This is a genomic window from Spirosoma daeguense (assembly GCF_054776875.1).
Map to the genome: position 1 here is coordinate 396,023 of NZ_BAAHBF010000007.1, position 25,442 is coordinate 421,464.

Consider the following 25,442-nt stretch of genomic DNA (forward strand, 5'->3'; position numbering starts at 1 on the left):
TCACTACGTTCTCCTGTATGTTTATCAATATAGACCATTACTGAGCAACCATTTCAGCGTCGGCCAGAATATAGTTGAGTTCGTAGATGTTATCTGCGTTTAATTTAAGGGTGCCTCGGAACGTACGGCGTTCATCCGTCTTAAACTTCTTGTCCGATTTTTTGAACTTCAGCGAAACAACCGATTCTGGGCCAGCACCACCACAGAAAAAACAGGCACTATACGGGAATGCCGACAATACGTAGATATTTGATTCGAGATCAACAGGGAGAACGTATCCAGTTAGCTCTACCGCTTTCCCATTCAGCTTTTGAATATTTGTGCCGAACGTAGGATAAAGCATATAGACTGATTCTTCAGCATACCATTTTTTCTTGAACGTAACATCTCGTAACGTTTCCCAGGATAATTTTACTGGCTCGGCGGCCATCACCCGTCTCGATGAAACTGGCACTACTGAATTTATGGTCGGGGATATCGGCCGAAAAGCTGTTGTAGCAATGACTAATACTAGCGAGAAGGCGATTAAGATACGATTCATGTTGCTGAAGACTTTAGCGCTGGGAAATAAAGGTAAAACTACAAAAAAGATTACTTTTACTAACTCATTTATTTGTCCTGATTACGTTGCCCGTGTCTGACTCACCACCTTATAACACAAATGAAGGCTCGGTAATTCCCGTTCGGTTTACGCGACTGTACATGACCTTGCTGCTTACCTTAGTTATATTGCTGACGGTAGGGCAGATACTCACACAATGGCGACTTCGGGCGGTGCAGGACGAACTATGGGTAATTCGATATGCAGCACTACAACGACATCAGAGTCAGCAGATTGTTAAACAGGCTCTCCAGATAACTGACGCTAGTGAGCAGGCTAGTTTTGCTGAGAACGTAGCTGAACTGAAATCACTTTTTCCGGTTTTCGAACGGTACCATATGCAGAGTCGTGAAGGCCGTGTCTACGAATATAACGTACAGATCGCCAACTCGCCTAAAGTAAAGCAGCTTTATGAAGATATTCGCCCGCACTTCGATGCATTTCGGAAAAGTGCCGATCGACTTATGCGCCTGAAAAGTTTCGACGAAATCAGGCATCCTGATGTTCAGGCAAGTTTACGGTTAATGTTGGCCAATGAAAAGCCATTTCTGGAGAAAATCGACGGGATAGTGCGGGAGTATACGGGCGAAATGCGGGCTAAGCTGACACAATTGCAGTCTATTGAAGTTTATCTGTATGTATTTACGGTCATTGTGCTGATCGGCTTTGGCTGGCTGGTTTTCCGACCAGCTACGCAGAAACTTAAGCAAACATTTGCTCAGGTTGTAGAAGCCGAAAGTCAAACGGCAGCTGTAAATAAGAAATTGCTGAATGCTAACCGCGTGTTGAAAGAAACGCGACAAAAGCTGTTTGAAGCAACAAAGCTTCAATATCAGCAACAGATTGATGAACAGAAGCTTGGAACTTCCTACCTTATTGCTGGACAGGAAGAAGAACGGAAGCGAATGTCGCGCGAATTGCATGATGGGCTAGGGCAGATGCTTACGGCCATTAAATTGCAACTGGAAGGTCTGGAAGCGAGTATTATTAGGGCAGCGGGAGCCGAGTCGAATACTGAAATTCCCCATGCGAAGAATCTGAAAACGCTTAAAAGTCTCGTAACACAGACAATTCAGGAAACTCGCGCCATCTCAAACGATCTGATGCCAACCGTTTTGAGTGATTTCGGCATTGTTCCTGCCATAAAAATGCTGGCAGAGCATGATCGAAATGAAAAAATCAGCGTTACGTTCGACACAAACCTGACTCCCGATTTGCCAAGACTCGATAAGAATGTAGAGATTATGCTCTACCGTGTAACACAGGAAGCCGTTAGCAATGCGGTTAGGCATGCCAATCCCTCAACTATTCAGATTGAGTTGATGGAGAAGGGGAAAACTTTGCAATTGCTGGTAAGCGACGATGGAAAAGGTTTTCGAATTGCCCGAAAAAAACAAGATAATGAATTAATGAAACCATTACAGGATACAAACTCCGATATTGTTCCGGCAGGAGAACTACGGCCGCCTTCGCAGGGTTTACATAATATACAGGAGCGCACAAAGCTGCTTAATGGTAAATTTAAAATTCACTCTACCTTAGGAAAGGGTACCAAAATTCAGGTTACTATTCCTTACCAAACGCATCTTCAACATCATGACACCTATTAAATTAATGCTGGTGGACGACCACTCGATTGTTCGCGATGGCATACGACTTTTACTGGAACAGGCCGACGGACTTGATATTGTGGAGGAAGCTAACGATGGAGAAGAAGCACTCGACAAACTGAAAGCAAACCAACAGAAAAGCGAACCACTGCCCGACCTGATTCTGATGGATATTTCGCTGCCGGGGATGTCAGGTATTCAAACGACACAGATTGTCAGTCGATTATATAAAAATGTTCGTGTGCTTATGCTGTCGATGCATAACAACGAAGATTACATTCTGCGATCGGTTGAAGCGGGGGCGCACGGGTATATACTGAAAGATTCGTCGTCTGACGAAATGATCAAAGCTATTCGCACAATTGCATCTGGCGAAAAATATTATAGCTCCCCTGTTGCATCAATTATTTTGAGCGGCTACATGCAGCAACTTAAAAAAGGCGACCGTCATGGACGTACCGAACGCCAGTCGAAATTGTCGAATAAGGAAAAAGAAATTCTACAGTTTCTGGTCGATGGCATGAGTAGTCGTGAAATTGCTGAAAAACTTCAGCTTAGTGTGCGTACGGTCGATAATCATCGCGCTAATATGATGCGTAGGCTTCAAGTACGTAATGCCGCTGAGTTAGTACGTATGGCTGTAGAGGATAAGTTAATCTAAGTGCTTGCGGTACGTAAAATCGAAAAAATTGCGAACTCTCGACTTATTTTTTAGGTTTGAGAAAGAAACCGGCGTAGAGCCGGTTTTCCATTTTCTGAATACTATATTTACTAGATAGGATTTATTAACTAACAAACCACTTTCATTATGTCACTTCGCTTAGGAGATATCGCGCCTGATTTTGAGGCTGATACAACTCAGGGACACATCCACTTTCATGAATGGCTTGGTAATTCGTGGGGTATGTTTTTCTCACACCCCGCCGATTTTACACCCGTTTGCACCACCGAGCTTGGCAGAACGGCACTGTTGAAAGATGAATTTGGTAAACGTAACGTAAAGGTTATCGCGGTATCGGTCGATGATTTGGATTCACATAATCGCTGGACTCCCGATATTAAAGACGTAACAGGTTCTGAAGTGAACTTCCCGATTATTGCAGATCCCGACCGGAAAGTTGCTGAACTTTACGATATGATTCACCCTAATGCCAGCGAAAAAGCTACGGTACGTTCGGTATTTGTGATTGGTCCCGACAAAAAAATTAAATTGACGCTAACCTATCCGGCTTCAACCGGACGTAACTTCAATGAACTGCTACGTGTAATTGATTCGTTGCAACTAACGGCTAACTATCAGGTAGCTACACCGGCCGACTGGCAGGAAGGTGAAGATGTAATTGTTACACCTGCGGTTTCTAACGACCAGCTTGAGGCTAAATTTCCTAAAGGTGTTACGTTCGTGAAGCCATACCTTCGCACAACACCCCAGCCAAATAAGTAAGATTAGTAGTTAACAATGAGAGTACGGGTCTGCTCAAAGGCGAGTCCGTACTCTCATTGTTATAAACCATTTTATTAATCAGGCCGTTACGAGCTTGTTATTAACTAAAGAACTCTGCGTTATGGCAAAGCACGAAAACGAAAACCCTGAACACAAAGAAGGTCCCGTTGCAACAGCTATTGAAGAACAAACGGCTAAACTGCCTTCTGATATTTTTCTTTGGGCCTCGTTAGGATCCATGGCTGTTTCACTGGCATTACAAGCCGCTGGGCATCGAAATCGAAGTTTGTTTGTTGGGCAATGGGCAGCTCCTTTCCTGTTACTCGGCATCTATAATAAGCTGGTCAAACTTGAAGGACACGACTAACATAAAACAGGAGCCCAACACTCTTAAGCCCTACGCTTTGCGGAGGGCTTTTTCGTTTACAGACGTATTACGTTTGGACGGAATAGTTTACTTTTGGCCGACAATTTGATTTTTGCATGAAATTCCGCGTTTTGGTCAAAATCATCTCCCGACGATATGGTTTATTGATCGCGGCAGTACTTCTTTTTTTGATTGGCTTCTGGGTGGTTCGTGCTCGTCGCCCAAACGAACTCAAATGGCAATTTGTAGAGGCTTTTGGTATTCGCCTGCCCATGCGCTTCACGACTCATGGCATCGACGTATCGCGGCATAATGCCCAAATAAATTGGGGAAAAGTAAAGCAAATGGAAGCTAACGGCGTGCGGCTTCAGTTCGTATTTATAAAAGCCACAGAAGGTGCTACGTTATCCGATAAGCAATTTCGGAAAAACTGGCGTGAAGCGAAAAAAACGCCGTTACGTTGTGGAGCTTATCACTTTTATCATCCAACACGAGATCCGTTGAAGCAAGCTCAGAATTTTATTCGGAATGTAACGCTTGAACCCGGTGATTTTGCGCCCGTAGTTGATTTTGAAGTTATTAACGGACAGTCGGATGATACAATTATCAATGGTTTACGACTATGGTTGGAAACTGTTGAAGATCACTATCAGGCTCGACCAATTATCTACACCAATGGAAGCCTTTACCGCCGATATATTAAAGGAAATCTGGACAATTATCCGCTCTGGATTGCCGATTACTCGACTAAACATTTAGAGAGCTACAATCCTGAACAGTTGTATTTATGGCAGCATAATCAGAATGGGTGGGTACAGGGTATTCGTGGGCAGGTTGATTTCAACGTGTTTTTGATGGACGAGGAGCGAATTTCGGAGATTTGTTTGTAAGCTTCCCATTGAGCTTTAGAAGCGTAAAAGCGTTACGTATTGCTAGGCAAATAAATGAATTTAGAGCATCACCTTGGTTAGTTCTGCTGGGCGGGCCAGCCAGTCCTTCGCTTTTTCGCCAAAAACCTTCATGTGCGGCATTTGAGAATGCGCCCGTAGCCCAGCTTCATCATCCCAAATTTCGTGCATGATAAATTGCTGGGGATGCTCCGTGCTTTCGTATAACTCGTAGAGTTGGCAAGCTGCTTCAGTACGTACTTCCTGTACTAAATCAAGCAGTGCAGTTTTTAAGTTTTGTTCTTCTCCTGGGCGAGATGTAATGGTGGCGAAAACGAGAAGTGGCATCTAAAAGGAGATCTAAAACGAATGATAACTAAAAGATTTTTATTGCTGCCAGATTTCCCAAGCTTTTTCGGCCTGTAATTCAAGCATTCGAAGTCCATTGTAAGAAGCTGCGCCACGGTCCCGACCTAATTGCATAAATTTTGTTACAGAAGGGTTATAAACCAGGTCGTATAGAAGGTGCCGTTCGGTAAGTTTTTCGTACGGAAGAGCAGGCGCTTCATCAATACCTGGATAGGTTCCAACCGGTGATCCATTGATAATTAGTTCGTACTCATGTACTACGTTGGTTAATTCTTCATACGTAAATTGATCTGGTGTTTTGGAGCGTGACACAAATCGATATGGGATGCCTAAATCAGCAAGTGCTACAGTAACCGCTTTTGAGGCTCCTCCTGTGCCAAGTACTAAAGCCTGTAAGTCCAACAAAGGACGTTTTAGTGATTCGAGCCAGTTGGTTAACGACTGGTGAAATCCATAATAATCAGAATTATAACCGGTTCGGGAACCATCCGATTCCAGCTTAATTACGTTTACTGCACCTATTTTCTGGGCCGATACGTCTAACCGATCCAGATAAGGCAGAACAGCTTGCTTATGTGGGATTGTTACATTAAGCCCACGCAGATTTGGCAAGTCTAATAAATCGGGAAGAGCAGTAATATCGGGTAATTCAAATAAGTCATATCGGCTATCCGCAATATTCTCCCGCTCGAATTTATCTGTAAAATATCGCTGAGAAAACGAGTGAGTGAGTGGATAGCCGATAAGACCGTAGCGGTTCATAAGAGTGATAATTTAAGACCGTTTCCGAATAAATTCAATAATAATAGGCATTACTGATAATCCAACAATCCCAAAGACAACCAACTCAAAGTTTTTTTGGACAATCGGGAAATTTCCGAAGAAATAGCCTAACAGAGAGATACTTACAACCCAGAGGATGGCTCCCATTATACAGAATTTGATATACGTACTATAGGTCATACTACCTGCACCTGCTACAAAAGGAGCAATAGTTCGGACAATTGGGATGAAGCGGGCGATGATAACGGTACGTCCACCATACTTGGCGTAGAATTTTTCTGTTTCGGCAATGTACTCCCGTTTAAAAAAGAGTATTCGCTCCCTCATCTTTATTTTATTACCCAAAAACTTCCCAACAAAATAATTGACGTTGTCGCCTAATAGAGCTGCCACGATTAGCAGGGGAATGATAACCCAAACGCTTAGTTCATTAGTAGGGCGTGCTGCCAAAGCTCCTGCCGCAAAAAGAAGAGAATCTCCGGGCAAAAGTGGCATAACAATAAGACCCGTTTCTGTGAAAACAATCAGGAATAAAATGGCGTAGAGCAATATTCCGTATTCATTCGCCCATATATCGAGGTATCGGTCGAGATGCAGTAAAAAATCGAGCAGCGATTTGATAAGTTCCATAAAGAATGAAAAAGCAAGGTTAGTAAAAACAAGGAATAAGCATACTACGTTGATGACACGTTAGTGATGTCTAAAGCTTGCTACGTACTATTCACTGCTGATTTAAAAAATGCATAAATGTGTCACCTCTAAGGCCTAATCGAATGGTTTCCAGAGGGATAACTTCATGGGGGGCAATATTGCCGAGGTTAACATTTGCTCCAAGAAGCTTTACAAACCAAACCTGTTGTTCTTTCTGTGGAGCCTCCCAAAGAATGCTTTCGAACGGCACTTGAGTCAGAATTTCCTCAACCAGCCCCTGCCGTACTTCGCCACTAGACCGGAAAAGACCGACTGTACCGCCTTCACGAGCTTCGCCAATGACTTTCCACGCGCCGGCCTGCAATTCAGCTTTCATCAACTGAATCCATTTATAAGGCGGAATAATTTTCGCTTCGTCTTTCGAACCCACTTCCGATAAGACAGTTACCTGAGTGGCAAGCTGACGAATGTACTCACATTTCTCGTCCTGATGCATATCGATTGAACCATCAGATACTTCAGCATAAGCCATACCATATCGATCGAGCAACTTGCGGTATTCATCGAATTGATTGCGAACGACAAAAGCCTCAAACAACGTACCGCCGAAATAAACAGGAATACCAGCTTCGCGGTAAATAGCTAATTTATCATTTAGCTTTGGTGTAACAAATGAGGTTGCCCAACCTAGTTTTACAATATCAGTGTAATCAGTAGAAGTTGACAAAAAATCTTCTACTTCTCGCAGACTCAGCCCTTTGTCCATTACCATTGTCAGGCCGCTGTGGCGAGGTTTTGCGGTTCGGTCGGGTATCTGCGTAAGTGTATAATTCATAGGGAGCGATAAAGTAGGCCTAATAAAAATCGCCCAAAAGTAGTATAAGTCTTGAAAATCTCCCAAGAAAGTCCATAAATAAAAGCGACATACGGCTGTATAACTTAGTTTAATGCTATTTTTGCTGTATATGGACGATAATAATACTTCACGCCTTGAATTCTTTCGATCCCAGATAGGCCAAAGTCTAAGCAAAAGTATTTCACCGTTTGGTCGTTGGCTTAATGGAACAATACTTGCTGTTGATTATGGACGATTAGTGATTGAATTTTTAGTTCGCGAAGAACTGACAAATCCTGCGGGAATATTACATGGAGGGGCTTCTGCTGCCATTTTAGACGATTTAGTGGGTACAATGGTCTTTTCGCTAGGCCGCCCTTACGCATATACATCGGTCAATTTATCTGTCGATTATCTACATGCCGCACGGATTGATAGTGTTGTTACTGCAACCGCCGAGTTGATTCGGGAAGGGAAGAACATTATTCACTGCGAAGGGCGGATTGAGTCAGCGGATGGTAAGATCATCGCAAAATGTGCTACAAATCTGATTCAGACATCTGTAAAGCTCGATTTTTGATGGTAAGACAAATAGCGAATATGCATTAATTGTTACAGTAACTGCTTGGGTTATTAATGGTAATATACAAGGATGGATTAATAATATAAAATGAAAGTGATAACGGTCTCTGAGTAAATAAGTAAAATATTTTTTTATAAATCGATTATGATTATTATTGGCAATAATTAAAAATCGGTTAGTTCTCACTGAAGAAACCATATTGACCTATGATATTGTAACAGTATAGTTTATGATTAAACAGTTCACTTCGATTGGAGTAGCTGAGAACTAGGCTGTTTTGAAATAGTTATTGAAAAAATATTGATAGGATGAATTGACTTTTGCGATTCAGTCTTAACATTGTAAAAAAATTGGGATAATGGACGATTTGTCAAGAGTTCTTATCCGGTTAACTAGGTTTTAAGAGTATTATTTAGGTTAAATTTTGTTTGTTGGTATAGAGTCACAAAATATTTTGTGAGTAACCTGCAAACATTTACCGGGGAAGTTAGTCATATAATAAATGAAGGATTAGGATACCTTCTTTAATGCGGTTATGACTGACTTACTTTGAGAAACTCTGTCGATAAATGGAGTGACCGTTGCCTAAGTTTATACGTCCGTATTTGGTACAATAGAAATTTAGTTACAAACATTGCGTCAAATTAACTCAATAAATATGCGAACATTTATCCAACAACACCCCATGAGGATGCTGGCTGGACTCGTGTTGCTAAGTTTTGCAATACCTTCTGTAAGCCTTGCTCAACAGGCTGATACGGTCCGGGTTCAACCCGCTACAACAACTACAACTTCCAGTGGGAGTTACACGCGTGAAAATATTTATCGGTTAGGTAAAGGTATTTATACTGACACACTACGCCGAGACGATTTTAAAGCGCAGGCTAGTGACGTAGCAGAGCTCGATGATTGTGACACAACATTCCAGACGTTTATTCTGGTTCGTCGTTTGTCGCCTTGGCGCATTGGGTTGTTTGCAGGTCCTAACTTTGCTTACTGCGGTACGTGGGAAAATACGTTTGGTCCAAACAAACGTGATAACACCCTCTACAATGGAGCTGGTTTCAACATAACAGCTAATGTTGATTATTTCCTGACACCAGCTACCCGACGTCTGCGTTTTGCTCTTGGAGCAGCTTTGGGTTATCAGAACTACGTAACACGTAGTATCTACCGGGATTATCTGTATGGTCTGGCTTCGGCACGGGGTATCAACCAAAACCAGGTAACGATCAACCAACGGCCTTCAGAGGATATGTTCCTAACAGTAGGTCCTGCGTTGACGTTTACGCTATTCCGTAGCCGTAAAAACCCAGATGCTACTGCGTTTATCGAAGCAACTGCACGTGGAGGTCTCTTCCGTACTGAAGCTGCAACGATCGCTGCTTTTGTTCCATCACAAGGCAACGTCATTCCAAGTGGTCCACTTGTGGCTGGAGGTGCTCTTATTCGGACAGTAAATCCTAGTTCTAACCTTTATCACTTAGGGGCAATTGGTTCGTTAGGGGTTTTCTTTCCAATTGGACGTAATAACTGGAACATCGGTGTTCAGGGACAGGGTTTTATTACACAACTGAACTATTTGATTGTTAATGGATTCGAAAATCCATCTGTGATTTACGAATTCAAAAGGAAACACGGGGGTTTCAGTGCTGGTATCGCAGTTCGTAAAGGATTTGTTCAGAAGAAACTTATTCCTAAAGCTCCGGTTTCATGCCCAACTTGCGAACAAGTGCCTGAGTTGAACGTTCGTTTCAATGGTGCTTCGTTAAAAGGTGCGTCACTGTCTTTTGTTGATAGCACAAATGCACAACAATCTGCCCCAGTAAATACTGCCGCTGCTGCCCCAGTTATTAGCTGGCGTAGTACAACTCCGAGTCCGAAGAATGAAACCTTTACCGCTCGTTTATACTACCGTCCGGATTCTGTAGTAGCTGGTGCAACCGATCAGGTTATTGCTCAGTTAGAAAATACGACCGATACTACGTTAACATTCCCAACGTCTTATTTCTCAGGCGGACAGTTGAATCCAGGCTTCTACTATGTAACAGTTCACAACAAGCAAACAGCTAAGTGTGGTACCTGTATGAGTGAAGTTGCGACCACAAGCTTTGCTAGCATCCGTCCAAGACAAACCGTTGTAGCTGATTGTGAATATCGTCATAAACTCGAGCGTCTGGAGGTTTACTACCGTACACCATACACCCGCGAAATTGCTAATGTATGTTACTGTAATGGTACTATTACGTCGGTTGGAGATACAGTTACTCGCCTACGCTACCGTGGCTTGAACCGTCGCTTGGCTGATGCTGCTGTAGAGTTCGATACAAACACAGTTATCCTGAACCTACGTGAACTACCAGGTGGTCTTGCGCAACAACTTCAAGCTGAGAAAACGAAAATCGAAAGCGGCAACGCTATCCGTTTCAAAGGCCGTCGGGTACGTCCGCAAGTACAGTACTTCCGCGCTGTGTTCACCGTTACGAAGCTGCCTTGTAATGGTCAGCCTGAACAAACGGTTGGTAGCTTCAATACCACAATCAGTGACGATAGTTATTCTATCACTGACCTGAAGCCACTAACAGACGCTCAAAAGGCTAAGTTACTAGCTCCGCCAGCGCCAGCGAAAAAAGCAACACGTCGTCGTGCTGGTAATAGCGGCCGTCGCGATGCTATCTTCGGTGTCGAATAAAATTAGTGTCATAAATAACAAAAGCCGCCTAGAAAATTCTAGGCGGCTTTTGTTATTTATGACACTACTAGTTGGTTAGGGGCTTTGGTAATTTAAACAAAATAAGAGCTAGGTTATTGTGGGAATTCATTGAAAATGTGTGTAGAAATATAAAACAAGCATACAATATTTGGGTTATTAATAATGAACAGTAAAGAATATTTCGAATAATGAAATAGTTTTCTGATTATATAAACTTAATAAATAAGTTTAGCTGATTACTGTTACCTAAAGCAAGTAAATCGTCTTAATCTGGTCATAAAGCAGTCACCCGTAAGACAGTGGTATCAGGTTTTTTATATGGCCTCTGCTATTGTCTTACATGCCTCACGTGGTGGTCTGTATGATTATTATAAACTGTAACTGTCTGGCAAAGCCTGAAAGCTGTGCTATGCGTTATTATTATATGAAACATACATTCACTGATGAGGAGTTAGTTACTCAATTCGTTGAAGACAGAGAAACTGCTAGCTTTAACGAACTCTACCAACGTTATAACCGTAAAGTTTACCAATCCTGCTTACGATTAATGGGTGACTCTGAAGACGCGCAGGATCAAATGCAGGAAGTTTTCAGTAAGGTATTTTCACGGTTATCGGCATTTCGCCATCAAGCCCGTTTTTCTACCTGGTTATTTACAGTTACTCACAATCACTGTATTAGTGTAAGACAAAGGGCAAAACGGAACTATCAGCCCGTTGATGATGTACGAGAAGTTTTTGCCGACGTACCAGATGACAGTATTTCACTCGATGAGCGTTGGCAGGCTGCTGAAGAAGTCTTTAGCCAATTGTCAGCCGTAAATCGACGGTTACTTCAGGAACGATACGTATCGGGCAAGGAAATCGCGGATATGGCCAAAGAATACCAAATAGGTATTAGTGCAATGAAAATGCGATTGAAAAGAGCCCGAGATCAAGCTCGTGCTTTATATAGCGAGTATATTTAAAACAATAAGTGCGACCTGAGTTAGGTCGCACTTATTGTTTATACTTGACTATTGTTCAGTTCCGTTTACTCATTTCGTCGCGGATTTTGGCTGCTCGCTCATATTCTTCATTGCTTAACGCTTCCTCGAGCATACGTTGAAGCTCCTCTGAAGAGGCATTTTTTAGCTGATCGCCAAATGAACGCGCTGTGGGCCGATTCGATGAACGAACTAGTTCCTCCTGATCTTCTTCCTCGTCATTTCCATTAGCTGTGATGCCCGCTTCGGACAAAATAGACTCATTCGTATAAATTGGTACGTTGAAACGTATACCAATAGCGATGGCATCAGATGGGCGGGCATCTATTACACTTTCCCGAACACCATCGAAACATACGATTTTAGCGAAGAAGATTCCTTCCCGTAAATCGGAAATCATGATCTCACGCACCGTAAATTTAAAATGTTCCGCAAACTGCTTAAACAGGTCATGAGTCATTGGCCGATTAGGCACAATCTTTTCTATTTCTATTGCAATCGCCTGCGCTTCAAACATACCAATAATGATTGGCAACCGACGATTTCCATATTCTTCACCTAATACCAGTGCAAATGATCCCGATTGCGACTGACTGGGAGAGAGGCCTAATATTTCCAGCTTAATTTTATCCACGGCGTAAATTTAGCAAATTTTAGTCGTCAGTTATTAGATAGTAGCTCTAAGAAAAAACATATAATTAAAGATACTTATCCGAAAAACTGTTCAGCAGATTACTGACAACTATAATGCTTTCACGGCTGCTGTCAGGCGTGGTAATACATCAAATACATCGCCAACAATACCATAGTCTGCTGACTTGAAAAATGGTGCATCAGCGTCCTTATTGATAACAACAATTACTTTCGATGAGTTTACGCCCGCCAGATGTTGAATAGCGCCCGAAATGCCGCAGGCAATGTACAGATTGGGACTAATTTTCAAACCTGTCTGACCAACGTGTTCAGAGTGAGGGCGCCAATCGAGATCTGAGACTGGTTTGGAACAGGCTGTTGCGGCATGAAGTGCTTTGGCCAAATCTTCAACAATACCCCAATGCTCAGGACCTTTCAGGCCACGTCCGGCCGATACCACCAGATCTGCTTCTGGAAGGAGTATATCGCCTGAGGAAACCTCTGTATTCTTAACGGAAATGCCGAAATCGCTATCGTTTAAGGTTGGTGAGAAGCTTTCGACAGAAGCTTTTGTCTCTGTTGACTCAGGGGTAAGCGTATTTTTCTTGATGGCAAGAATTTTAATGTCCGCATTCAGCTCGTTATGGGCGAACGCTTTGCCAGTATAAATGCTGCTCTTAACGCGAAATCCATTCGACAAATCAGGTAATTCCACTACGTTAGCTGCCAGCCCTGCTTTCAATTTACCTGCAAGACGAGCTGTCATGGCATCACCTAATGATGATTTCGCTAGTACAATTACCTTGCTATTTTCCTGTTGAGCAGCTGCGGCAACAACAGTTGCATAGGCCATGCCATTTGCCTCGTTGAGTTTACCATCACTGGCGTGAAGCACTTTAGTGGCGCCAAAGTTTCCGACCGAAGCAAGCTCGTTTTCGTCGGCGCTACCAATAACCACAGCAGTTGCCGATGTACCCAACATTTGGGCAACTTTGGCTCCATAAAAAACGGCTTCCTGTGATGATTTCTTAATTTTTCCTTCGTCTAATTCAGCAAATATGAGGACAGACATGAGTTTGATGTTTTATAATGTTGGAGAGTTGTAGGGTTGTAGAATCGTACCGTTATCAGGTTATAGAGTTGTTTGACTATCACAAAAACTATACAACCTTTCAACTCTATAACTATACAACTTTATATTACTTTGGCTTCGGTATGCAGGAGTTGGATAAGTTTCTCCGCTTCGTCGGCAGGAATCATTTTTACAGCCCCGCGTGGAGCAGGTAATTCATAACTAGCTATTGTAGTAAGCTTATCAGTACCTGTGGGTTCTACTACGTTCAGCGGCTTCGTTCGGGCCGTCATGATTCCGCGCATGTTCGGAATTTTCCATTCGGCAATAGGCTCCTGGCAACCCAACACAAGCGGTAATTTTGCCTCCAGACTTTCTTTGCCGCCTTCAATCTCGCGGGTAATTTTAGCTGTATCACCGTCGAGGTCGAGCAACATAACCGGAGAAATAGATGGTATGTTGAGCATTTCGCCTACAATACCGTGAACCTGACCGCCATTAAAATCAATCGATTCGCGACCCATCAGAATCAGGTCGTAATTATTTTGTTTCGCAATAGCGGCAATTTGCTCGGCTACGAAATAAGCGTCTGTTGGCTCTGCATTGACTCGAATGGCATCATCGGCACCGATGGCCAGACATTTACGAATAACTGGTTCAGAGTCGGCTTCGCCTACGTTCAGAACGGTTATAGTAGCTCCGGTTTTCTCTTTTAATTCTACCGCCCGAGCCAGCGCGTAATCGTCATAAGGGCCTGTAATGAACGTAACACCAGTCTTGTTTAGCTTTGTGTTGTTGTCGGTAAAGGCAATTTTGGTAGTCGTGTCGGGTACACTCGTTACACACACTAAAATTTTCATGCTTATTTGAGGTTTTGTGAGTGTTGGTCGCTAGTCAGTCTTTATTTTATGAAAGGATGACTATTTTACGCTTCAAAAATACAAATCAATTAGAAAAAATAGTATGCTTGCATACTATTTTTATTGAACGATATGAATAACGAAAGGATTCAGTTATTACTGCGCTTTATAGAAGAAGAACCCAATGAGCCATTCAATGTTTATGCGTTGGCAATGGAATTTTTGACTAATCAACCTGAACAGGCAAGGCTTTATTTTGAACAATTGCTTACTGAGCACCCCAATTACCTACCTACGTATTACCACGCAGCAGCCTTGTTCGCCGAGCTTGAGGATCGAGATAAGGCCGCTGCCATTTACGAGAAGGGCATTGATTTAGCGCAAAAGCAAAATAACCAGAAAACGCTTCTGGAGTTGAAACGTGCCAGACAAGCGTTTGAAGATGATGACGATGATTGGTGATACGTTCTGCCTAAGTGGGTGCTACGTAGTAAATTAACGTTTGCGCCCTTTTTTCTGAGTAACTAAATCCTGTTTGAACAACAGTGGTACGGTTGCCTGCTCAGGTAGTGTATAAGAAATAGCCAGATAACGAGCATCGGGAGATTTGGTAAGATAAACAAAACCACGAATCGATTCTCCGGGGGCTAATGTATTGGCTTTTAGTGCTAGTTCGCGCCAACGATATTCCTCATAATCGTATCGTTGCATACGGTCGGCAAAAGTGCCGTGATCAATAGCGCGTTTGATAGCAAGACCTTGATAAGCAAAACTATGCGCTACGCGGTTACTGGCATATTCGCGGTAAGAACGACTGTTTGAGGACGACGATACGTCGCTGGCGATGGCAGCTACCATCAGAACAGTATTGATAACTTTAGCTCGTTTTAAGCGTTTTTGCTCCTGCTGGCGTTTCAGGGTGATACGTCCGGCTTCGTATGTTGGGTCGGCGGCAACGCGTGTGAGCGACAACGTACCATTTCGAGGGTCTGGAAGCGTATCTTTTGCCGCTCCGAGTGCTACGTAGCGAAAATCGGCTGGATTTATCTCGATAGCGTGGTCAGTATGGTTTTTAATTTCCACATCGAGTGTTACGTATTCCAGATCTTCGCGCTCAAAAGAAGCTACTACGGCAATGCCATTTTGTTCGGCTTTCGTAACCTGACGACCATCGATAATGGCTACATCGCCCGAAACGGGTTCAAGCTGGTAGCTGCTGATAGTAGCCGTTGGGGAACAGGATGTAACACCAATTACTAACAGACCTGCTACAAACGTATGTATATAATAAGTAAAGTGCTTCATAACCAAGTTGCTTTAACCGCTCAACCCCAATCAACAACAGTAAAGTTAATGCAGAAGCCGGTTTCGTTGTGTCTGCAATAGCGCGTTTTTTCATGAATGGTCGATTTGGTTTACTAGACGGTCAAAATTCTTTGATACGATACGTAGGTACTTCCGTTAAGAGACCTGTAAAGGTAATTTTGTACGATTTCAGTATAAGTGGCAATTCGTAAATACTGAATCGATCGATACATGAACTGACTTACTGGAGCCTTCATGAACTCAGCATCTTCGACCTTTCAATAAAAAGTTAGTACGATTAATCGATAAAATCATCAAATTCGTTGATACACACCCCCTTGTTTAAGAAAGATGTATTATCGGAAGTTTTATCCTGCCACTCATTTAGCTCCTTACGTAGAATGTTACTACGTCTGGGAGAAAGCTGACCCACTCACCAGCCCGCTATTGATTGAGTCACCCCCAACAGGGTTTGCCTCTATGGTGTTCAATTATGGTGATATTTATCGGGTAGCTAATGGTAAGCACGACTTATTAATAGCTCCTTCAGCCTTTCTGACAGGGCAGGCAACGCAGCAATATAAACTCGAATTAGCAGGACGTATAGGCATGGTCGGAATTGTTTTTAAACCGGCTGGAATAGCGTCTTTATTTGGCCTACCTATGTATGAATTTTCGGACGAACGGGTTAGTCTGACCGATATAATTGGAAAATCGATCTCGAATTTATACGAACAAATTCAGGAAGCCGCATCCCCTGTCGATCGAGTTCACCTGCTGGAACTGTTTCTGAACCGACAGTTGCTGAAAGTTGGGCAGGCGTTTGATCGTACTGATTATGCGGCCAACTTAATTGTCGATCAAAAAGGGCAGATCAACATTAGCGGAATGATGGACGAGCTGTACGTATGTCGACGCCAGTTTGAACGTCAGTTTCTGCATAAAGTTGGCGTAAGTCCTAAATACTACGCACGTATTCGACGGGTTAGTTTTCTGTGTGCTGAACTGGCCAATAAACGCTGGAAAATTGCTGATTGGCAGGATCTGATCTATCGGTCGGGCTATTATGATCAATCACATTTTATCCGCGATTTTACTCATTTTACGGGGAAACGCCCCACACTCTATATAAAAGATAATTTCGAATTAACGAACTATTTATCCTGATTTTGCCCCGTTCCGAACGGATTTACTGTATGCAATCTACTACTCAATGGTTTCTTTCAATAGTACTGCTATTAATCAGTTATCAGCTTATGGCGCAGGGGCTAACAGGCTCATGGACGGGCGCACTTGTTTCTCCCGCAAATGCATCAGCCAGTTTGCCCGGTACTATTGTGCTACGTATTTCGGGACAGCAGTTGAGTGGCGAGTTGCGGGTTCAGGTAGGTAGTAAGCAAGATCTCTACGTATTGAAAGGCGTAGCGAATGGGCTACAGGGGAAAGGAACCGCTACGTATCCGGTAGATGGTTCTGTTTTTGAATTCGAAACGGCTTTGCAGCAAAATCAGCTTCTTTTTGCCGTTGGTCAGAATGGAACGGCTTTGTTGTCGGGTACTTTAATACGTAGTGGCGCTACGTCGGCAGGAAAGCCAACGACGGCTTCAACTCCACCAACAAATAGCGACGGCCTTTACCGCGACCCAAATCTGATTGGTGCCTGGCGTACCGACAATAATTATGGTGGTGGCGTTACTGATGGTGGCTTTTACGGTAGTACGTCCTCGACAATGGTTCTGTATGCTGATGGAACTCTGGGTGATGGCGGCTCTTCAGGTTATGCCAGCGGATCGGGCGTTTCTGTTACGTCGTCGGGGGGCGGTAATTCGCAATTATATGCCCAATTGGCGGCTGCCGGAGCCCGATGGTTTACCAAAGGCAATCTATTTTATGTGCGCCTAAAAGTTAATGGTCAGATGCAGGACGTACCATCCTCCAAATACTACGTCGAAAATGGTAAAGTGCTCATTACCGACCTGAAAACGGGTAAAAAAATTCTTTACTACAAAACAAAATAACGTAGTGCTTTGCTGAGTAAGCCAGTTGTCGGAAGATAACTAACGTAGCAGCAAGGATGGCTGCATCCGAATTTATAGAATGTCGCATTTTTACAATTGATGGTCATACGTGGCCGGTAGTTTTGTCATCGTAATCAAACTAAACAAATACGATGATAAAGCAAACTCGTTTCTATTCACTCCTGATTATACTGCTCTGTTCCACAGGTAGTTGGACGTATTGTCAAAAGCTCTGGACTGAGGAAGATCGAAAATATACGGTCGACAATCTCAAACGTACACGGGATGCGCTCATTCAGGAAACCGAAAAACTGACCGATGAGCAGTGGCATTTCCACGAATCGCCCGATCGTTGGAGCATTGCCGAAGTAGTTGAGCATCTGGCTCTTTGGGAAATTATCTGGGCGCGTGAGATTAGTATGGGGAGCCGGAATAAACCTCAACCCGAACTGATTAAAACAAGCCAGCCCGATAGTTATTATCACACATTTATTATGGAAGAGAAGCCACATATCTCTCCCGATTTTTCGCGGCCAACTGGCTTTATTCAGGGAAAGAATAACCTCACGTTTTTTACCAGACTACGAGATCAGAACATTGCTTTCGCCGAAAAAACAGATGCTGATATGCGAGCCTGTTTTGAGTTGACAGCCACCAATTCGCCCCGGAACATGCACCAGGTTTACATCTACCAGTGGGGGCATGTCGATCGGCATCTGCGGCAAATTCATAAAATCAAGAAACATCCCAATTATCCCAAATAACCAGATGGAAACACTAAATAAAACCGATCTGACCGAGCAGACACGCAAAGGCGCTTGTCTGGCTTTCTTCTCCGCCTATCAGGATTTGGATACGGCCCGCATGATTCAACTGGCAACCCCCGATGCTACGGTGCATTTTCTGCCGATGGGCGACGGCGGTAAAGGTTCATTTTGGGAATTTGGCCGGAGTGTGTGGCAATTGATTATGGATTGTTTTCCTAATGTCGATAATACAGTCGATAGTCTGACCGCCGAAGGCGACACCGTAACGGCTCACGTCACCATTATCGGAACCCAAGCGCAGGATTTTATGGGTATAGCCAACAAAGGCCTACAATTCAACAGTGACCACATATTTGTTTTTCGATTTGACGAAAATGACCGCATCACCGATCTAAGTATCAATTGGGATCACGGTAATTTTTGTAAGCAGCTTGGTAGCTAACTGATCAGACAATATTGGTTAAAATGGCGTCCATTGCAACGTAGTGATGGACGCTTTTATTGAAACGCCAGCCAGACATTCCATAGACCTAGCACGGCTGTTAGCAGTACTACGGAGCCCATTGCTACGTTCTGCATCAATGAGTTACTGTATGTTTTGCCCAACAGGTCCCGATTGTTTACTGCTATGAACAGAAAAATTGTAACAAAAGGTAATAGGATGCCATTAATGGCCTGAACAGCTACGATTACCGGAATTGGCGTAACATTTAGCAGACCAAACGTTAACCCTGTTCCCATCACAAAGAGCCAGATACCACGATACGTAGCACTGTTTGGCTGAACACCCAGTAGGCTTTTAGCCGTAATCGATGCCGCCAGTGGAGCCGTTAGGGAAGAGGCAAAACCAGCCGCAAACAGCCCAAACGCAAACAGCGAACCGGCCCAGCTACCAAGCCGGTCGGTAAGTACCTGCGCCATATGCACATACGAGAAATCGTTGGGAATCAGCAGTCCTGCCAGCAAAAGAGCCACCGAAATAATACCCCCCAATATAACCGCTACCCAAATACCCAGCCTCATCTCGCCCAGCGATTGGCCTGGAACAATACTCGATCCAAAAAAGAGATTATACGGAACGATGGTTGTACCAATGAGCCCGTTAATGAGAAGAAGCGAACCAGAAGGAGTATGCGGAACAACCAGCGCTTTGGTTAGGTCAACAGTTGTTACGGGCGTACCAAACGCTACGTAGACAAATGCCCCGCCCATCGCAAAAACAATCAGACCCAGAAAGTTAGCCAGATTTTGCGTTGAGCCAATCCAAAGAAAAATGATGCAAACGGCACCAACCACAACGGTTAGTGTTGGAATGGGTAGACCCGTTAGTAAGGCCAGACCAGAAACCGCACCTAGAATATTCCCGGCCTGATAAGCAGCACAGCCTAGAAAAATGGCGAGAAATAGCGACCACGTTATAACACGGCCTTTTGGACTCGTATAGGTCAGCGCAATAACCTGACCTAAATCGCGCCCGGTGGCAATGGTAATACGTGCAGCCGCTTCCTGAAGCCAGACAGTTCCTAACGTAGCAAAGGTGAGCGCCCAAAGCAACTGAAGACCGTAAGATGAACCTGCAATGGCACAGGCAGTAACAGAGCCCGGCCCGATGAAAGCCGCCGAGATAACCGACCAGAACAGCACACTGCCCAAGCCAGAACGAATCGAGAGAGATTTAGGCACCTTTTTTGAACGATAAGCGATGAGTGATGAACGATGAGTGGCGATTATAGTGAATTATTTTCACACTCATCACTTATCGTTCATCACTTATCACTTACTAAGAAAGGTATTTCCGAAGCATCCAGGCCATGGCTTCGTGATCTTCCAATGATTTAGTCAGAAAATCGGCAGTACCGGCATCGTTAAGCTCGTCAGCGCACTTATCAACGTCCTCCCGAAGTTCGCGTACCACCTGTTCATGGTCGTTCAGGAGATTTTTGAACATGTCGGCTGTGTTTTTTGGCTTGCCGTTATCTTCTTTCAGACTGGTATTATGAATAAATTCAGCCATAGTTGCCAAAGGCGTACCACCCAGTTGCCGGATGCGTTCAGCTACTTCATCAATTTCGGCTTCGAGGGCTTTGTACTGGCTCTCAAAGAATTTATGGTACTCCATGAAGTTGGGGCCCGCTACGTTCCAGTGATATTTTCGGGTTTTAATGTAAAGTACGTGCAAATCGGAAAGGAAATCGTTCAGGAGCACATTGTCCTGTTTCAATACATCACTTTCAAGACCAATGTTGGGTTGCATGATATAACGTGAGTTTAAGTTGGTAAAATCATCGATTCGACTGCTGAATCGACGGTTCATTAACTAAACCCAGCGCAGTTTGTTCTCGTAAGTCGGTAATGTAGTGACAGTCTAAACTAAGCCCGCAAAAACGGTACGTGTATAAGCCAGATTCTGTTTCTGCGCATCAACCACATTCATCATATCGGGCGATCCTTTTTCCAGACATTGCTCCAATACCAGCAGCGGTTTTACGTTTAATGTTTTCAAGTCAGAAGCCAGCTGCCGGTAATCAATATCGCCATCACCAAACGTTTCTTGCCAGATACCATTCCGAGATTGACGAATATGAATCTCGACGATACGTTTTCCATACAGTTTTACTACGTCGAAAAGCGCAACCTGTGAATTTCCAGACCCGCGATAAACCCAGTGTGCATCCAGACAAAGTGCTACGTTCTTTGGGTCGGAAGCCAGTAGCATATGGTGAAATTCGCGGGCAGCCTGCCGATGTTCGGGGGCGTGAGTGTGGTAAGCTAACGTAACACCGCGTTTTCGTAATTCGGCACCCAGCCGATCGAGATTTTTAGCTTGTTCCGTTAATTCTGCATCGGTTTTATCATCGTTGCTTCCCCATTTGAGCGGACTCGGATTAGTAACGAAAATAGTGGTGCCCGTCGACCGAGACGCTTCAGCAATGGCCAGCACCGAATCAATCGATTTTTGTGATTCATCGGCCCGATGCAACGTACTGTTTACGTAAATCGATGGCATCGTCAGTTTATATTTCTTCAGCAACGGTGCCAGCCGGGTAACTTCTTCGGGCGACGTAACGCTTGGTTCATAAGCCGTTATTCCCGTTTGGGCGAATTCGGCCAATGACGCATCGATGTCGCTCATCCATGTCTTTTTCTGACGACCATAAAACGTGTGCCAGGTGTATGAATTACAGGAAATTGGCCAAGATTTGGCGAGGGAAAGGGCATTGCTAATCGCGCTATCGGGTAAAAAAGCAGTGCCGGCAAGAGCTGTCAGCGAATGGAGAAACTGGCGCCTGAGTAAAGCCATGATACGTATTTGTCAGTATTCTCGTAAAAGACGTAACGACTACGTGCCTACTTTCCATAGAGAAAAGGTGTAACGAAACGTATTGATGACGTTGATTTAAAACCAAGATCAGTGCGTAGTAACTACGTACCACCCTCAAAATACTTAGGAAATGGCTGATTTCGGTTTACGAATGGGTGTGCTACTAAGCTGGGCCGTTTTGCCGGATTGGTAGAAATCACAAATATCAAGTAGCACGCAAGCCGAACATTTAGGTTGATGCCATGTGCATACCCGTTGACCATGCCAGTAGAAATGCTTGTGAAAGTTAAACAAGACTACTGCATCCTGCGGCAAATTCGACAGTAGCAGGGAGTGGGCTTTCTCGGCACTTACCTTCGGGCCGATCAGCCCAAGCCGTTGCGTAACCCGGTGCACGTGCGTATCGACGGCAGAACGGGTTTGTGAAACATAAACAGGAGTACAATCGTAGCCGTCTTTAAGCCGATGCCGGGCAACGACGTGAGCCAGTGCATCGCTTCTTCGGTAGAAATGTCGCCCAGAAAGTCGATGTTTGCCTGACCGCGTTCCTGAAAAAGATGGGCTAATAACTGCTGAATATAAGGCGCTTTCACTTCAGGGTAATTCGCCGTTTGGATAGCGTCGATCAATTCAGAAAGAGGAGCATCGCGAACCTCCTCCCAGGTCGGAAATCGTTCGCGCATGGTTTTATAGGCCGTTACCTCATTCGCGTGCGTGGTCCGATGCGACAGAATAGTGCCGATCAATTCGTGCATCGGATCGCTGTATCCATAAATTGCCTGAATACCATACGCTTCATTCAGGCGTTCATGTGCTACCAATGTTTTGGCAGTTAAGCTAGACTGGGTTTGCATACGTCAACAGACCTTTCATAGGCAAAATTTGTGTCTGTTGAACCGCTGTTTACCGGAAATGTTTGTAGAGCAAGCGTTGTCAATCTGCCTTCTTTAGTTTATTCAGTTCATCCTGCGTGATCGTCAATACGGTTCCGTGACGTGTGCCTTTAGGGAAACTGATTTTTTCTGACACGTCGATCCAGGTTTTCAAATCGTCTGACACCACTGCACCGTAGGCATGGTCTTTATATTTGTCGAAATAGACAATCCAGCGATTGATAAGTTTGGTTACCGTTGGCCCTTCTGCCCAGTAAGGTCCGGTTATCGGCGAACCTGCTTTGTTGTATGGGCCGGTTAGCGAGTTGCTGAACGCAAGTCGAATGTTTTTCTTTGGTGGAGTACGGGTTTCGTCTTTTATAAACATAATGTATTGATTACCATTCTTCTGGATCGTCGCATCAATCACGTTGAAACCGGGGTCATACAGTAGCTTGGTTGGTGAATAAGTTTTGAAATCGGACGTAGTGGTGTAATAAAGCCGGTGATTGTAAGCATTTTCTGTAGTATCCTGTGTTTCCTGAAATTTCCCCGTAATGGTGGTCGACCAGTAAATCATGTATTGCTTTGACGTAGCATCGTAGGTGATTTCGGGGGCCCAGCAATTACGCGCGCCAGCTTCATGCGCCATTACAGGTAGGTTCTGCTGCTCCGACCAGTGAATCAAATCGGCAGAGGATGCATAACCAATACTTTTCTCTTTCCAGCTAACCGTCCAGACCATATGAAAACGGCCATCATGCCCCCGAATAATGCAAGGATCACGCATCAATTTATCCTGACCCACAGCAGGTTTTAGAAAGGAATTGTCATTTTTCAGCGTCTGATACTGATAGCCATCCGTGCTATAAGACAGATGCAGACCATCTTCGCCATTACCCTTAAAATACGAAAACAGATAAATCGGCGGATATTTCTGCGCCAGTGCCGAACCTGACAACAGTAAACAGAGAAGAAGGCATGACGTAATTTTTGAAAAGGACATAGTTAGTACGAATGTGATTGATAGTCGCTACGTTACGAAATCTTGTTGTTGGCGGAAACGCTATGTTAGTAAATACGTTCGTAATACTCCGTTGCCATCCGATTGGACCCAAAATAGTTATTTACATCGTTCATACTACGTAGCACTAAGGCTTGCCAGTCACTGGGTCGATTATAATACGTTGGCATAATCTCCTTTTCAATCAGGTCGAAAAGGTTATCACGGTCCTGTTCATCGCGGATATGAGCGGGTAACATCGAATCGGCGGTAGGAACCAGAAAGCAATTCTCGCCGGGCTTGGCAAATTCGCGTATCCAGCCATCATTGGTCGATACGTTTACAGCTCCGTTCATAGCGGCTGTCATGCCACTGGTGCCCGATGCTTCCCGGTTTACGATGGGCGTATTTAGCCAGCCGTCGGCCCCGTCTTTCAATAATTTCGACAAGCCTAATTCGTAGCCAGTCAGCACGGCCATATTGGGGTATAAATGGCTGAGGTAATATAACTGATTAAATACGTCGGTAGCTCCCATATCGAGAGGATACGGTTTGCCTGCCCAGATGATCTGAACCGGGAAATCGGTCTGGGTAAGAAGGCGGTTAAAACGCTCCATATCTTCGATAAGCAGGGCCGGACGTTTATACGTAGCAAACCGACGTGCCCAGACCAGTGTCAGTACGTTTGGGTTGAACAGCTTCCCGACCTGATCGGCCACCAGTTGAAACAACGGTTTTTTTAATTCGATCTTACGCGCTGCAACAGCCTGCGGATCGGCCGACAGACGGGCAGTTTCAATAACAGGATCGGTCCAGTACCGTTGATTTTGGGCATTCGTTACGTGGCTGATCGGGCAGATACCCTCATAACGTTCCCACATGTGCTGCGCTACTTCGCCATGCAACCGGGATACACCATTCGCCATCCGACTCAGACGTAGCGCTACCAGCGAATGATTGAAGGTAATATCCTGAACATTAGTTATTTCACGAACTTTGTCGAGTGTCAAATCGCCGAAGAAACCCATCTCATTGAGCAGGTTTATGTCGTGTTTTTCATTGCCTGCTTCTTCTGGCGTATGGGTTGTAAACACCATTTTCTGACGTACGGCGTCAACAGAACCTAGTTTTTGGTACAGGTAAAAAGCGGCCGAGAGCGCATGAGCCTCGTTGAGGTGATATACGTCGGGGGGAGCACCCAGTGCATCGATTAGCTTGGCTCCACCAATGCCCAATACCATACACTGCGCAATTTTCAACCGAACATCGTTGTCATAAAGGCGGTATGAAATAGACCGAGCCAAGCTATCATTACCATCGACATCGGTGGTTAGGAAAAATAAAGGCGCCGTCTGAAATGTCTCAGGATTAAGATAATAGGCCCGTACCCGTATGGATTGGTGAAATATATTGATTGAAAATTCGATGCCCGTATCCTCTAGAAACGAATAGATTTTTTCACGAAACTGCACATCCATCGAGTTGTCAGTTTTTCGTGTCTGATCGTAGTAGCCATATTTCCAGAGCATACCGATACCGATCAGATTCTGGCGCAGCTCGTAGGCGCTTTTCATGTGCGAACCAGCCAGAAACCCCAACCCTCCCGAATACGTTTTCAGTGCCTGATCGACGGCAATTTCCATCGAAAAATAGGCTACTGATTTTTTAAAACGGCTGTCGATAGCGTAAGGTGGCCGAAATTCGGAAGGCAGTTGAGAGATCATAGGTCTTATACGTAGTAACACATAAAGTAATTAACTCA

General features: G+C 44.2%; 27 protein-coding genes and 1 pseudogene. 13 read left to right on the top strand and 15 right to left on the bottom strand.

The features are described from left to right. Positions 1-37: 37 nt before the first annotated feature. The gene (locus tag ACYVD4_RS23285; protein ID WP_460949833.1) at positions 38-541 is read right to left on the bottom strand and encodes a DUF3299 domain-containing protein; all 504 of its coding nucleotides are present in this window, start codon (positions 539-541) and stop codon (positions 38-40) included. Between the two features lie 92 nt (positions 542-633). Here ACYVD4_RS23285 and ACYVD4_RS23290 point away from each other — a divergent pair, with 92 nt between their 5' ends. The 5 genes from ACYVD4_RS23290 to ACYVD4_RS23310 all read left to right on the top strand — a co-directional run bounded on the left by ACYVD4_RS23290 (position 634) and on the right by ACYVD4_RS23310 (position 4,912). Then, a complete protein-coding gene (locus ACYVD4_RS23290) occupies positions 634-2,211 on the top strand; it encodes a sensor histidine kinase (RefSeq protein ID WP_460949835.1) in 1,578 nt (525 codons plus the stop codon). A 4-nt stretch (positions 2,212-2,215) separates the two neighbouring features. Further along, a complete protein-coding gene (locus ACYVD4_RS23295) occupies positions 2,216-2,872 on the top strand; it encodes a response regulator transcription factor (RefSeq protein WP_460950082.1) in 657 nt (218 codons plus the stop codon). 147 nt (positions 2,873-3,019) lie between these two features. Beyond that, a complete protein-coding gene (locus ACYVD4_RS23300) occupies positions 3,020-3,655 on the top strand; it encodes a peroxiredoxin (RefSeq protein WP_460949837.1) in 636 nt (211 codons plus the stop codon). A 121-nt stretch (positions 3,656-3,776) separates the two neighbouring features. Beyond that, positions 3,777-4,022 carry a hypothetical protein gene (locus tag ACYVD4_RS23305; RefSeq protein WP_460949839.1) on the top strand — a complete coding sequence of 82 codons (246 nt, stop codon included), beginning with the start codon at positions 3,777-3,779 and terminating at the stop codon, positions 4,020-4,022. Between the two features lie 116 nt (positions 4,023-4,138). After that, positions 4,139-4,912 carry a glycoside hydrolase family 25 protein gene (locus tag ACYVD4_RS23310; protein ID WP_460949840.1) on the top strand — a complete coding sequence of 258 codons (774 nt, stop codon included), beginning with the start codon at positions 4,139-4,141 and terminating at the stop codon, positions 4,910-4,912. A gap of 60 nt (positions 4,913-4,972) precedes the next feature. Here the strand turns inward: ACYVD4_RS23310 and ACYVD4_RS23315 are convergent, their stop codons facing one another. From ACYVD4_RS23315 to ACYVD4_RS23330, 4 genes are all read right to left on the bottom strand, one after another. Continuing rightward, positions 4,973-5,257, bottom strand: a complete 285-nt coding sequence (locus tag ACYVD4_RS23315; RefSeq protein WP_460949842.1) for a putative quinol monooxygenase — start codon at positions 5,255-5,257, stop codon at positions 4,973-4,975. A 39-nt stretch (positions 5,258-5,296) separates the two neighbouring features. Then, positions 5,297-6,040, bottom strand: a complete 744-nt coding sequence (locus ACYVD4_RS23320) for a shikimate dehydrogenase family protein (RefSeq protein ID WP_460949844.1) — start codon at positions 6,038-6,040, stop codon at positions 5,297-5,299. 12 nt (positions 6,041-6,052) lie between these two features. Continuing rightward, complete coding sequence (locus ACYVD4_RS23325) at positions 6,053-6,691, bottom strand: DedA family protein (protein ID WP_460949846.1); 639 nt, start codon at positions 6,689-6,691, stop codon at positions 6,053-6,055. A 91-nt stretch (positions 6,692-6,782) separates the two neighbouring features. Continuing rightward, positions 6,783-7,547 carry a phosphosulfolactate synthase gene (locus ACYVD4_RS23330; RefSeq protein WP_460949848.1) on the bottom strand — a complete coding sequence of 255 codons (765 nt, stop codon included), beginning with the start codon at positions 7,545-7,547 and terminating at the stop codon, positions 6,783-6,785. Between the two features lie 130 nt (positions 7,548-7,677). Between ACYVD4_RS23330 and ACYVD4_RS23335 the strand changes: the two genes are divergently transcribed. The 3 genes from ACYVD4_RS23335 to ACYVD4_RS23345 all read left to right on the top strand — a co-directional run bounded on the left by ACYVD4_RS23335 (position 7,678) and on the right by ACYVD4_RS23345 (position 11,810). Further along, a complete protein-coding gene (locus ACYVD4_RS23335) occupies positions 7,678-8,127 on the top strand; it encodes a PaaI family thioesterase (protein WP_460949850.1) in 450 nt (149 codons plus the stop codon). Between the two features lie 694 nt (positions 8,128-8,821). Next, positions 8,822-10,822, top strand: coding sequence for a hypothetical protein (locus ACYVD4_RS23340; protein ID WP_460950084.1), 2,001 nt, complete (start codon positions 8,822-8,824; stop codon positions 10,820-10,822). A 445-nt stretch (positions 10,823-11,267) separates the two neighbouring features. Continuing rightward, complete coding sequence (locus tag ACYVD4_RS23345; RefSeq protein ID WP_460949852.1) at positions 11,268-11,810, top strand: RNA polymerase sigma factor; 543 nt, start codon at positions 11,268-11,270, stop codon at positions 11,808-11,810. Positions 11,811-11,865: 55 nt separating this feature from the next. Here the strand turns inward: ACYVD4_RS23345 and ACYVD4_RS23350 are convergent, their stop codons facing one another. The 3 genes from ACYVD4_RS23350 to ACYVD4_RS23360 all read right to left on the bottom strand — a co-directional run bounded on the left by ACYVD4_RS23350 (position 11,866) and on the right by ACYVD4_RS23360 (position 14,393). Next, the gene (locus ACYVD4_RS23350; protein WP_460949854.1) at positions 11,866-12,462 is read right to left on the bottom strand and encodes a bifunctional nuclease family protein; all 597 of its coding nucleotides are present in this window, start codon (positions 12,460-12,462) and stop codon (positions 11,866-11,868) included. 108 nt (positions 12,463-12,570) lie between these two features. Next, a complete protein-coding gene (locus ACYVD4_RS23355) occupies positions 12,571-13,533 on the bottom strand; it encodes an electron transfer flavoprotein subunit alpha/FixB family protein (protein ID WP_460949856.1) in 963 nt (320 codons plus the stop codon). Between the two features lie 122 nt (positions 13,534-13,655). After that, the gene (locus tag ACYVD4_RS23360; RefSeq protein WP_460949858.1) at positions 13,656-14,393 is read right to left on the bottom strand and encodes an electron transfer flavoprotein subunit beta/FixA family protein; all 738 of its coding nucleotides are present in this window, start codon (positions 14,391-14,393) and stop codon (positions 13,656-13,658) included. 132 nt (positions 14,394-14,525) lie between these two features. Here ACYVD4_RS23360 and ACYVD4_RS23365 point away from each other — a divergent pair, with 132 nt between their 5' ends. Beyond that, the gene (locus ACYVD4_RS23365) at positions 14,526-14,855 is read left to right on the top strand and encodes a tetratricopeptide repeat protein (RefSeq protein ID WP_460949860.1); all 330 of its coding nucleotides are present in this window, start codon (positions 14,526-14,528) and stop codon (positions 14,853-14,855) included. A 33-nt stretch (positions 14,856-14,888) separates the two neighbouring features. Here the strand turns inward: ACYVD4_RS23365 and ACYVD4_RS23370 are convergent, their stop codons facing one another. Next, complete coding sequence (locus ACYVD4_RS23370) at positions 14,889-15,698, bottom strand: hypothetical protein (protein ID WP_460949862.1); 810 nt, start codon at positions 15,696-15,698, stop codon at positions 14,889-14,891. A gap of 351 nt (positions 15,699-16,049) precedes the next feature. Here ACYVD4_RS23370 and ACYVD4_RS23375 point away from each other — a divergent pair, with 351 nt between their 5' ends. The 4 genes from ACYVD4_RS23375 to ACYVD4_RS23390 all read left to right on the top strand — a co-directional run bounded on the left by ACYVD4_RS23375 (position 16,050) and on the right by ACYVD4_RS23390 (position 18,925). Next, entirely contained in the window at positions 16,050-16,865 is an 816-nt protein-coding gene (locus ACYVD4_RS23375) for a DUF6597 domain-containing transcriptional factor (RefSeq protein WP_460949863.1), read from the top strand. A gap of 29 nt (positions 16,866-16,894) precedes the next feature. Further along, positions 16,895-17,716, top strand: a complete 822-nt coding sequence (locus ACYVD4_RS23380) for a hypothetical protein (RefSeq protein ID WP_460949865.1) — start codon at positions 16,895-16,897, stop codon at positions 17,714-17,716. Positions 17,717-17,868: 152 nt separating this feature from the next. Further along, complete coding sequence (locus ACYVD4_RS23385; RefSeq protein ID WP_460949867.1) at positions 17,869-18,480, top strand: DinB family protein; 612 nt, start codon at positions 17,869-17,871, stop codon at positions 18,478-18,480. 4 nt (positions 18,481-18,484) lie between these two features. Beyond that, complete coding sequence (locus ACYVD4_RS23390) at positions 18,485-18,925, top strand: ester cyclase (protein ID WP_460949868.1); 441 nt, start codon at positions 18,485-18,487, stop codon at positions 18,923-18,925. Positions 18,926-18,981: 56 nt separating this feature from the next. Here ACYVD4_RS23390 and ACYVD4_RS23395 read toward each other — a convergent pair whose 3' ends face one another. From ACYVD4_RS23395 to glgP, 6 genes and pseudogenes are all read right to left on the bottom strand, one after another. Then, positions 18,982-20,166: an Nramp family divalent metal transporter gene (locus ACYVD4_RS23395; protein WP_460949869.1), complete on the bottom strand. Its 1,185-nt coding sequence runs from the start codon at positions 20,164-20,166 to the stop codon at positions 18,982-18,984. 97 nt (positions 20,167-20,263) lie between these two features. Next, complete coding sequence (locus ACYVD4_RS23400) at positions 20,264-20,737, bottom strand: Dps family protein (RefSeq protein ID WP_460949871.1); 474 nt, start codon at positions 20,735-20,737, stop codon at positions 20,264-20,266. A 111-nt stretch (positions 20,738-20,848) separates the two neighbouring features. After that, positions 20,849-21,784, bottom strand: a complete 936-nt coding sequence (locus ACYVD4_RS23405) for a sugar phosphate isomerase/epimerase family protein (RefSeq protein WP_460949873.1) — start codon at positions 21,782-21,784, stop codon at positions 20,849-20,851. Positions 21,785-21,928: 144 nt separating this feature from the next. Then, positions 21,929-22,659 (bottom strand): annotated as a pseudogene (locus ACYVD4_RS23410) (endonuclease III domain-containing protein). 79 nt (positions 22,660-22,738) lie between these two features. Beyond that, the gene (locus ACYVD4_RS23415; RefSeq protein WP_460949875.1) at positions 22,739-23,683 is read right to left on the bottom strand and encodes a glycoside hydrolase family 43 protein; all 945 of its coding nucleotides are present in this window, start codon (positions 23,681-23,683) and stop codon (positions 22,739-22,741) included. 65 nt (positions 23,684-23,748) lie between these two features. After that, positions 23,749-25,404, bottom strand: coding sequence for an alpha-glucan family phosphorylase (glgP, locus tag ACYVD4_RS23420; RefSeq protein ID WP_460949876.1), 1,656 nt, complete (start codon positions 25,402-25,404; stop codon positions 23,749-23,751). Between the last annotated feature and the right edge of the window lie 38 nt (positions 25,405-25,442).

Excerpts from the sequence above, each read along its gene's own strand:
- ACYVD4_RS23285 (WP_460949833.1), bottom strand. The coding sequence starts at position 541 with ATGAATCGTATCTTAATCGCCTTCTCGCTAGTATTAGTCATTGCTACA.
- ACYVD4_RS23295 (WP_460950082.1), top strand. The coding sequence starts at position 2,216 with ATGCTGGTGGACGACCACTCGATTGTTCGCGATGGCATACGACTTTTA.
- ACYVD4_RS23300 (WP_460949837.1), top strand. The coding sequence starts at position 3,020 with ATGTCACTTCGCTTAGGAGATATCGCGCCTGATTTTGAGGCTGATACA.
- ACYVD4_RS23305 (WP_460949839.1), top strand. The coding sequence starts at position 3,777 with ATGGCAAAGCACGAAAACGAAAACCCTGAACACAAAGAAGGTCCCGTT.
- ACYVD4_RS23310 (WP_460949840.1), top strand. The coding sequence starts at position 4,139 with ATGAAATTCCGCGTTTTGGTCAAAATCATCTCCCGACGATATGGTTTA.
- ACYVD4_RS23315 (WP_460949842.1), bottom strand. The coding sequence starts at position 5,257 with ATGCCACTTCTCGTTTTCGCCACCATTACATCTCGCCCAGGAGAAGAA.
- ACYVD4_RS23320 (WP_460949844.1), bottom strand. The coding sequence starts at position 6,040 with ATGAACCGCTACGGTCTTATCGGCTATCCACTCACTCACTCGTTTTCT.
- ACYVD4_RS23325 (WP_460949846.1), bottom strand. The coding sequence starts at position 6,691 with ATGGAACTTATCAAATCGCTGCTCGATTTTTTACTGCATCTCGACCGA.
- ACYVD4_RS23330 (WP_460949848.1), bottom strand. The coding sequence starts at position 7,547 with ATGAATTATACACTTACGCAGATACCCGACCGAACCGCAAAACCTCGC.
- ACYVD4_RS23335 (WP_460949850.1), top strand. The coding sequence starts at position 7,678 with ATGGACGATAATAATACTTCACGCCTTGAATTCTTTCGATCCCAGATA.
- ACYVD4_RS23340 (WP_460950084.1), top strand. The coding sequence starts at position 8,822 with ATGCTGGCTGGACTCGTGTTGCTAAGTTTTGCAATACCTTCTGTAAGC.
- ACYVD4_RS23345 (WP_460949852.1), top strand. The coding sequence starts at position 11,268 with ATGAAACATACATTCACTGATGAGGAGTTAGTTACTCAATTCGTTGAA.
- ACYVD4_RS23355 (WP_460949856.1), bottom strand. The coding sequence starts at position 13,533 with ATGTCTGTCCTCATATTTGCTGAATTAGACGAAGGAAAAATTAAGAAA.
- ACYVD4_RS23360 (WP_460949858.1), bottom strand. The coding sequence starts at position 14,393 with ATGAAAATTTTAGTGTGTGTAACGAGTGTACCCGACACGACTACCAAA.
- ACYVD4_RS23365 (WP_460949860.1), top strand. The coding sequence starts at position 14,526 with ATGAATAACGAAAGGATTCAGTTATTACTGCGCTTTATAGAAGAAGAA.
- ACYVD4_RS23370 (WP_460949862.1), bottom strand. The coding sequence starts at position 15,698 with ATGAAGCACTTTACTTATTATATACATACGTTTGTAGCAGGTCTGTTA.
- ACYVD4_RS23375 (WP_460949863.1), top strand. The coding sequence starts at position 16,050 with ATGTATTATCGGAAGTTTTATCCTGCCACTCATTTAGCTCCTTACGTA.
- ACYVD4_RS23380 (WP_460949865.1), top strand. The coding sequence starts at position 16,895 with ATGCAATCTACTACTCAATGGTTTCTTTCAATAGTACTGCTATTAATC.
- ACYVD4_RS23385 (WP_460949867.1), top strand. The coding sequence starts at position 17,869 with ATGATAAAGCAAACTCGTTTCTATTCACTCCTGATTATACTGCTCTGT.
- ACYVD4_RS23390 (WP_460949868.1), top strand. The coding sequence starts at position 18,485 with ATGGAAACACTAAATAAAACCGATCTGACCGAGCAGACACGCAAAGGC.
- ACYVD4_RS23400 (WP_460949871.1), bottom strand. The coding sequence starts at position 20,737 with ATGCAACCCAACATTGGTCTTGAAAGTGATGTATTGAAACAGGACAAT.
- ACYVD4_RS23405 (WP_460949873.1), bottom strand. The coding sequence starts at position 21,784 with ATGGCTTTACTCAGGCGCCAGTTTCTCCATTCGCTGACAGCTCTTGCC.
- ACYVD4_RS23415 (WP_460949875.1), bottom strand. The coding sequence starts at position 23,683 with ATGTCCTTTTCAAAAATTACGTCATGCCTTCTTCTCTGTTTACTGTTG.
- glgP (WP_460949876.1), bottom strand. The coding sequence starts at position 25,404 with ATGATCTCTCAACTGCCTTCCGAATTTCGGCCACCTTACGCTATCGAC.